Source organism: Streptomyces aurantiacus JA 4570 (assembly GCF_000414115.1).
GTDB classification, from domain to species: domain Bacteria; phylum Actinomycetota; class Actinomycetes; order Streptomycetales; family Streptomycetaceae; genus Streptomyces; species Streptomyces aurantiacus_A.
Genome location: NZ_AOPZ01000241.1, coordinates 1 through 7,785, shown reverse-complemented (window position 1 = coordinate 7,785; position 7,785 = coordinate 1). Strand labels below are relative to the sequence as shown.

Annotated in this window: 6 protein-coding genes and 1 pseudogene; 5 read left to right on the top strand and 2 right to left on the bottom strand. The window is 70.0% G+C overall.

What is annotated here, in order from left to right:
- A pseudogene (locus STRAU_RS42440) lies at positions 1-702 on the bottom strand (hypothetical protein); the annotation flags it as partial.
- 971 nt (positions 703-1,673) lie between these two features.
- On the opposite strand from STRAU_RS42440, the gene STRAU_RS23020 reads away from it, so the two are divergent.
- From STRAU_RS23020 to STRAU_RS23010, 3 genes are all read left to right on the top strand, one after another.
- Entirely contained in the window at positions 1,674-2,441 is a 768-nt protein-coding gene (locus STRAU_RS23020) for a GOLPH3/VPS74 family protein (RefSeq protein ID WP_016642782.1), read from the top strand.
- Positions 2,442-2,761: 320 nt separating this feature from the next.
- Entirely contained in the window at positions 2,762-3,619 is an 858-nt protein-coding gene (locus tag STRAU_RS23015; protein ID WP_016642781.1) for a helix-turn-helix domain-containing protein, read from the top strand.
- Between the two features lie 204 nt (positions 3,620-3,823).
- Entirely contained in the window at positions 3,824-4,033 is a 210-nt protein-coding gene (locus STRAU_RS23010; protein ID WP_037661278.1) for a DUF397 domain-containing protein, read from the top strand.
- A 108-nt stretch (positions 4,034-4,141) separates the two neighbouring features.
- On the opposite strand, the gene STRAU_RS23005 is transcribed toward STRAU_RS23010, so the two are convergent.
- Complete coding sequence (locus tag STRAU_RS23005) at positions 4,142-4,894, bottom strand: hypothetical protein (protein ID WP_397892490.1); 753 nt, start codon at positions 4,892-4,894, stop codon at positions 4,142-4,144.
- A 265-nt stretch (positions 4,895-5,159) separates the two neighbouring features.
- On the opposite strand from STRAU_RS23005, the gene STRAU_RS23000 reads away from it, so the two are divergent.
- On the top strand, positions 5,160-5,945 hold the full coding sequence (locus STRAU_RS23000; protein ID WP_016642778.1) for an SDR family oxidoreductase: 786 nt from the start codon (positions 5,160-5,162) through the stop codon (positions 5,943-5,945).
- 241 nt (positions 5,946-6,186) lie between these two features.
- A complete protein-coding gene (locus STRAU_RS22995) occupies positions 6,187-7,743 on the top strand; it encodes a sodium:solute symporter family protein (protein ID WP_016642777.1) in 1,557 nt (518 codons plus the stop codon).
- Positions 7,744-7,785: the final 42 nt, after the last annotated feature.

Sequence of the window (7,785 nt, the reverse complement as noted above, 5' to 3'; positions counted from 1 at the left end):
GGCCCCGGTCCCGGCGGCTGCGGCTCCGGCCGCCCCGGCTGTGCCGGGCTTGGCGCCCGGCTTGCCCGCCGGGTCCGTCGCGGGCTTCGCGGCGGGCTTGGCCCTGGGTTCGTCGAGCGGCTTCAGCGCGACGAACTTGCTGGTCCGCTCGGACTCGGACTCGGGCGCGTCCTTGGGTCCGGCCTTGGGTCCGGCCTTGGATTCGGCCTTGGCGGCGCCCTTGGGTTCGGCCTTCTTCGCCGCCTCGGCCCCGGCCGCCTTCTCGCTCTCGGCGACGTCGCCGAGCTTGAGCATGGTGGTGGGCTGATCGACCCCCGCGGAGGCGGGCCGCACGGCCTTGAACACGGCGGTGGCCTGGTCGACGGGCGCGCCGGTGTCCTTCGCGGCACCGCCGCTCCCGGACTTGGCCTCGCCCTTCGACGCTGCCTTGCCCGACTTGGCGGCGTCCTTCGCCGTCCCGTCGCCGGGCTCGGACTTGGTGTCCCCGGCGTCATCGGCCCGCTCGGCGGCGGCTCCCGACGTGTCCTTGGCGGGCCCGGTCGCGTCCTTCGCCTCGGCGTCCGCCTCCGCGTCCGGGCGTACCGCCTTGAAGACGGCGGTCGCCTGGTCGAGCGGGCGGCGGGGCTCCGCCCCGCCCGACGTTTCCGGCTTGTCCTCGGCCTCGGGCTTCGCACCCTCGCCCGGCCGGACGGTCTTGAACACAGCCGTGGCCCGGTCGACCCGAGGATCACGAGAACCGGAGCCGGAATCGTCGGCCTCGGCCCCGGACTCGGAGTCGGCCCCGGCCTCAGGCTCGGCCTCGGCCTCGCGGCCTCGGCCTCGGAGTCGGCCCCGGCCTCAGGCTCGCCCTCGGGCTCGGAGTCGGCCCCGGGCTCGGCCTCGGAGTCGGCCTCGGGCTCGGCCTCGGGCTCAGCGGCCGATTCCGCCTCGTCCGCCGTCGCGGCAGGACGCGCCGCCGAGAACACGGCGGTGGCCATGTCGACCGCGGAATCCGGCGCCCCGGCGCCTTCCGCGCCGGAACCCTCGTCCTCGGTGCCACCCTCGGTACCGCCCTCGGCGGCACCCTCGTCGTCACCGCCGCCCTCGGCGGAACCCTCGGCGTCGCCGTCCGCCCCGGCATCGGCGCCAACCCCCTGAGCTGCGCTTATGCCGCCCCCAGCGGCCTCCTCACGCCCACCGTCGGCGGCCTCCGGCGACCCCTCGTCCGCGTCGGAGGAGGAACCTTCCCCCTCCGACGTCGCCACCCACGCGGCAACCGCGGCCCGCAGCCGCGCGTCCCCCTGGGCGTCACCCGGCGCGGAGCCGGACGCCGTGGAGGGCGTGGAGCCGGACGCCGGGGAGGACGAAGCGTCGGCCCCACCGTCCGAGGCGCCCCCGCCAGAAACCGTCTTCGACCTGTCGGGGAACTCGCCCGCCACCGATGCCTCCTCGTGCTCGCCACGCCGTTACGTCCGGCCATTACGTACGCCGAAGCGCCGCACCGCCGCAATCATCCGCCCGGACCCGCTGTCCGAACGTGTCCGAACCATGTACCAGTGTCCTGTGTGAGGGCTTAACCCCCGTGGTAGACGAGAACGACATACCTACTGGTTCCCGTACGTACCGCCCACGCACTCTCGACAGACCAATGTGAGAGGGGTCACCCTGTCATTCATCCACGCGGGGAGGCATGGATGGGCAGGAGCCGCAGAACAATTCCGGAGGAGCTTCTGCTGCTCGCTTTGGACCCGGCCACGGGTACCACAGCGCAGCCGCAGTCGCTCGACCTCGGTCTGGCCGGAGCACAGCTAGTGGAGCTGGCGCTGGCCGGACGGATAGCCCCTGACGGGGATCGTATCGCCGTGGTGATGCCACGGCCGACCGGAGATCCGACTCTGGACTCCGCACTGGAACTGCTGCGCAGGCGCGGCAGCCCGGTCCGGGCGGTCCACTGGATCGGCGGGCCCCGCCTGGGGCTGCGCCAGATTTACCTCTCGCATCTGGAGCGGTGCGGCATGGTGCATGCCGTGGCGGGCCAGATGTGCGGAGTACTGCCGACGACTCGCTACCAGGCGACGGAGACGGCGATCAGCCGGGACATCAGGGCCCGGCTGGACTCAGCGATCCGCACCGGCGTACCGCCGGACCCGCGGACCGCGGCGCTCGCCGCGCTGGCCCACGCGGTCGGACTCGGCAAGCACCTGTATCCGGGCAACGAGGGCCGCTCGTCCCGTTCCCGGCTGCGGGATCTGATCAGGCACGACCCGATGGGCGGCCTCGTGGCGCACGCCGTGATGGACGTCCAGAACGGTGTCGCGGCACAGCCGCGGCGCAGCCCCGCGACCGCGGGGCAGGGCGGGCGCCAGCCCGCGCAGGCGGCGAGGACCGCACCGGACCCAGGCAGGGTTCCGATGCAGCCGCGCCGGGGTGCGGGAGCCATGGCCCGCGCCGTGGCCCACTGAAGTCCGGCCACACCACCGGAAGCACCGCCAGGCACCAGCACCCAGCGCCGCACCGCAGTCCCCCAGACCCGGTTCGGGAGCCGCTGGACCGCGCGGGCAGGGCGCCGGTCCGTCCCCTACGGACGGACGGCGTCCTCGCCCGCGCGGCCGCAACCGCCTCACGCGGCACGCCCGTTGAGGCATCGCACGCGGCGCACACCGCGCCGGCACCCCCACACACCGCTGTTCTGCTGTTTCCCAGCGGCGAGTTGGCCCGTGGTGGCACTCTGCATGGCAGCAGACACGCAAAGTAGAGGCATAGTGCCGGAGGTGCACGTCCCGTGGCGTCCAACGTCAATCCCACCGTCAGGCGACGCCGGCTCGGCCAGGAGCTGCGCCGGCTGCGTGAGCTCAAGGGCATGACGGCCGAGGAGGTGGCGGAGCGCCTGCTCGTCTCGCAGTCGAAGATCAGCCGCCTCGAGAACGGCCGCCGCTCGATCAGTCAGCGCGACGTCCGCGACCTCTGCGGGGTGTACGAGGTCGAGGACCACCGCATCGTCGACTCGCTGATGCAGATGGCCAAGGACTCGCGCCAGCAGGGCTGGTGGCACTCCTTCGGCGACATCCCGTACAGCGTGTACATCGGTCTGGAGACGGACGCCGCTTCCTTGCGCGTGTACGACCCGCAGGTCGTCCCCGGCCTGCTGCAGACCAGGCCGTACGCGGAGGCGCTGATCACCGGCGCGCTCCCGGAGACAACACCGACCGACATCGAGAAACGGGTGCAGGTCCGCATGCGCCGCCAGGAGCGCATCGCGGCGCCGGAGAATCCGCTGCGCCTGTGGACCGTCCTGGACGAATCCGCGCTGCGCCGTGTCGTCGGCACCCGCGCGCTGATGCGCGAACAACTCGAATACCTGGTGGAAAAGTCGCAATTGCCGCATGTGACGGTGCAGGTGATCCCGTTCGACATGGGCGCGCATCCGGGCCTGAACGGCCAGTACGCGATTCTCGAGTTCCCGGACGCGTCGGATTCCAGCGTCGTCTACATCGAGGGTGTCACCAGCGACCTGTATCTGGAAAAGGCGAATGACGTCCAGCAGTACAGCGTCATGTACGAGCATTTGCGGGCCCAGGCGCTGAACGTGGAGCAGTCCCGTCAGCTGATCGCGGACCTCGCCAAGGAGTACGCCCGCTGACGTCGGGTGCGAAATCGCCGCACAGTACACCTTCGCCACAGCGCGACGGAAGACCCTCCTGGAATATGCCATCCGGTTGAGTGAACGACCTCTACGCCGATCGATGTTGGCGAGTAGCGTCATTCACGCCAACAGCAAGAACGTTGGCGCTTACCGCTCACAGGCGGTAACAGCAATTCACCAACTGGGCAAAACGGAGCAAACATGGCAATCCAGCAAGGTGCCGCGCACACGTGGACCAAGTCTTCCTACTCCACCGGGAACGGCGCTTGTGTCGAGGTCAAGTCCCCCGTGACGCACGCCATTTCGGTGCGCGACTCGAAGATCACCGACGGTCCCGTCATCGCGTTCCCCGCCGAATCGTGGAACTCCTTCGTGACCGTGGTGCGCGAGGGGTCTTACGGCCGCCGGTGATACGTGCCAGTACCGATACAACCGCATAGCACCACCGCATGAGCCCTCTCGACTGGTCCGCCGTCCTGGCCGAGGGGGCTCGGCCTTGTCCGGGCCCGGGGCCCCGCGCTAGCGGAGCAGGTCGACGTACCGGTCCGTGCCCGGCACCGTCGGGATGAACGGCGCGAGCAACTCAAGGCGCCCGAGCCCCGATTCCGCCACCTCGCCCTCGCCCGCCGCGAACCGCTCCTCCCAGCACTCCCGCGGATCGCACTCCAGGAACCACAGCAGCGTCAGCCGCGTGTCGACGCCCTCGACCTGCTTCACGTACGTCATCCGGTCCCCCGGCAGCGGCGTCGGCCGGAAGACCACGGCCATCGCCGCGGGCGACCCGGCGAGCGCGCGCGGCAGCCGCCGCGCCACCAGCCACTCCAGCAACTCCGCGCGCCCCTCGGCGCTTTCGGCGTCGACGACTTCGAGGACGAGCCCCTGATACGGATGGTCGAGCGCGTGGAAGTCGCGCGGCCCGGCCGCGCCGTCCCGGTACACGGTGGCCTCGTGGTCCTGGAAGGCCGTGAAGACATGGGTGCGGGCCTGGTGGACGCGGCCGTCGCGGTTGAGGCGCTTGTTGATGCCGACGGTCCACTTCATGTGCTCGTCGTAGCGGCCCTCGGTGATCCAGTACGTCGACAGATAGCAGCCCGCGGTCACGGGCTCGGCGACCGCCGACTTCTCCGGCCGCCGCAGGAGCTGGAGATCGCGGGTCGCCACCCAGCGCCGGCCCGCGTACATCCAGGGCATCGCCATGGCGCCCGCGTAGTAGTGGTCGTCCTCGTACCAGCGGTTGTAGGCGTACTCCTGGCCGGGATGCGGCTCGACCATGGTGATCAGGGCGTGCCCCGGGCGCACCCCGTAGGGCCCTACGGCGGCCAGCTCTCCATAGGTCTCGCTGTGTGTCTCTTTGCGTGTCTCTTTGCGTGTCTCTTTGCGTGTCTCTTTGCGTGTCTCGCCGCGTGCCTCACTGCGTGACTCCCTGGTGGCGTCCTCGGTCACCGGCTTCCCCTTCCTTCTTCCTTCTTCCTTCCTCCTTTGGACGCCCATACTCTGACGCTCCGTCAGGAAAACTGCCAGAGCCTGGAGGTTCCCCATGTCACTGCTCGACGGCAGGACCGTGATCGTCTCCGGGGTCGGCGCGGGGCTCGGCCACGAGGTCGCCGCCGCCGTGGTGCGCGACGGCGGGAACGCCGTTCTGGGCGCGCGCACCGAGGCGAACCTCGCCAAGTCGGCCACCGAGCTCGACCCCGGCGGCACGCGCGTCGCGTACCGGGCGACGGACATCACCGACGAGAGCCAGTGCGACGCCCTCGCCGCCCTGGCCGTCGAGCGGTTCGGGCGGATCGACGCGCTGGTCCAGGTCGCCGCCTGGGACAGCTACTTCGGCGGTCTGGAGGACGCGGACTTCGCCGCCTGGGACGGCGTCCTGGACGTGAACCTGCTCGGCTCGCTGCGGATGGCCCGGTCCTGCCTGCCCGGCCTGAAGGAGCGCGGCGGCTCGGTCGTGCTCATCGGTACGCAGTCGTCGGTGGCCGCGCCCTCGCAGGTGCGGCAGGCGGCGTACGCGGCGTCGAAGGGGGCGCTGGTCTCGGCGATGTACTCCCTCGCGCGCGAGCTGGGTCCGCACCGGATCCGCGTGAACACCGTGCAGCCGGGCTGGATGTGGGGGCCGCCGGTGGAGGCGTACGTGAAGTTCACCGCGCACGCCGAGGGCGTACCGGAGGCGGAGGTGAAGCGCCGGCTCACGGACCGGATGGCGCTGCCGGAGCTGGCCACGGACGGGGACGTCGCGGACGCGTGCGTGTTCCTCGCGTCGGACCGGGCGCGGGCCATCACCGGACAGTCGCTACTGGTGAACGCGGGCGAGTTGATGCGCTAGGGCACACGCGACCGGAGGTCCCTTCGGGGCTTTCATTACCCCTCCTCAGTCACGTACATGAACCAAGGTCGCCAACTCGAACGATTTTACTTCCTCTTGACCGTGCGGGCGGTTGTCCGCGCCTTGCCGCCGAACCGACGATGAGCGGGCACTTCGCGGCCGTTCAGGCGCCGCACGGGCGAAGTGGGCGCCGTTTCAGCGGAGTTGACCGAGTTCACAAGGCGGACCCCTGGGAGGGGCAATGAACGGTCTCGACTGGGCCGTGCTCATCGCGTACTTCGGCGTGATGGTCGCGATCGGCGTGTGGTCCCACAAACGCGTCGACAATGTCAGTGACTTCTTCACGGCCGGCGGGAAGATGCCCTGGTGGCTCTCCGGCATCTCGCACCACATGTCCGGGTACAGCGCGGTGATGTTCACCGGTTACGCCGGGATCGCCTACACCTACGGTGTCACCTCCTTCATCACCTGGTCATTCCCCATCGCGCTCGGCATCGCCATCGGCTCCCGGCTGTTCGCGCCGCGCATCAACCGGCTGCGCTCACGGCTGCATGTCGCCTCGCCGCTCGAATACCTGAAGAACCGCTACAACCTGAAGACCCAGCAGGCCCTCGCCTGGTCCGGGATGCTCCTGAAGATCGTGGACGTCGGCGCCAAGTGGGCGGCGATCGCGACGCTGCTCTCCGTCTTCACGGGCGTCTCCCTCAACGAGGGCATCCTCATCACCGGCGTGATCACCGCGATCTACTGCACGATCGGCGGTCTGTGGGCGGACGCCCTGACCGAGCTGGGGCAGTTCATCATCCAACTCCTCGCCGGTGTCGCGATGTTCGTGGCGGTCGTCGCGGAGCTCGGTCCGTACGGCGGGTTCTTCGGGGTGTGGGACCGCCCGGAGCTGGACGGCCACGCGAAGCCGCTCGTGGGGCCGTACGGGACGGTGTTCCTCCTCGCCTTCCTCTTCATCAAGCTCTTCGAGTACAACGGCGGCATGCTCAACCAGGCCCAGCGCTACATGGCCACCGCCAACGCGCGCGAGGCTTCGCGGTCCGCGAAGCTGTCGGCCGTCCTGTGGCTGGTGTGGCCGCTGGTCCTGTTCTTCCCCATGTGGATGTCGCCGCTCCTCGTCGACGCGAAGAAGCCCGACGGGTCGGACTCGTACGCCCTGATGACCGAACAGCTCCTGCCCCACGGCCTGTTGGGCCTTGTCATCGTCGGCTTCTTCTCCCACACCATGGCCATGTGCTCCTCCGACGCGAACGCCATCGCGGCGGTTTTCACGCGGGACGTGGCGCCGGTCCTGTCGAAGAGGGCCCGGGCGTGGACGGACCAGGCCGGGCTCATCGCGGCCCGCCTCACCACGGTGATCTTCCTCGGCCTGTCCATGGCCGTGGCCACGCAGGTCAACTCCCCCGCGTTCAAGGACATCATCACCGTCGTCATCAAGTGGGTCGCCGGGCTCATGGGGCCCATCGCCATCCCGATGATGCTGGGTCTGCTGCGGCAGTTCCGGCGCTCCGGGCCCACGGCCGCGCTCGCCAGCTGGAGCATGGGGCTGCTCGCCTTCTGGCTGGTCAACTACCCCATCCACTGGAACGTGGACGGCGGCGTGCCGCTCCAGTACCAGGTATCCATCCCTCTCGCCGTGTCGCTGGTCCTCTACATCCTGATCGGCTACATCAAGCCGGAGGACACGCCTGAGCGGGATGCTCTGATCGAGCGAATCAACACGGACGGCGACTCGGCCGCGGTGGCCGTCCCGGGTCAGGCGGAGCCTGCGGAACCCAAAACGGTCGCCTGACCGTCGGCCTGGGGCTGCAACCGTTCCCCCGCCGCTGCCGCG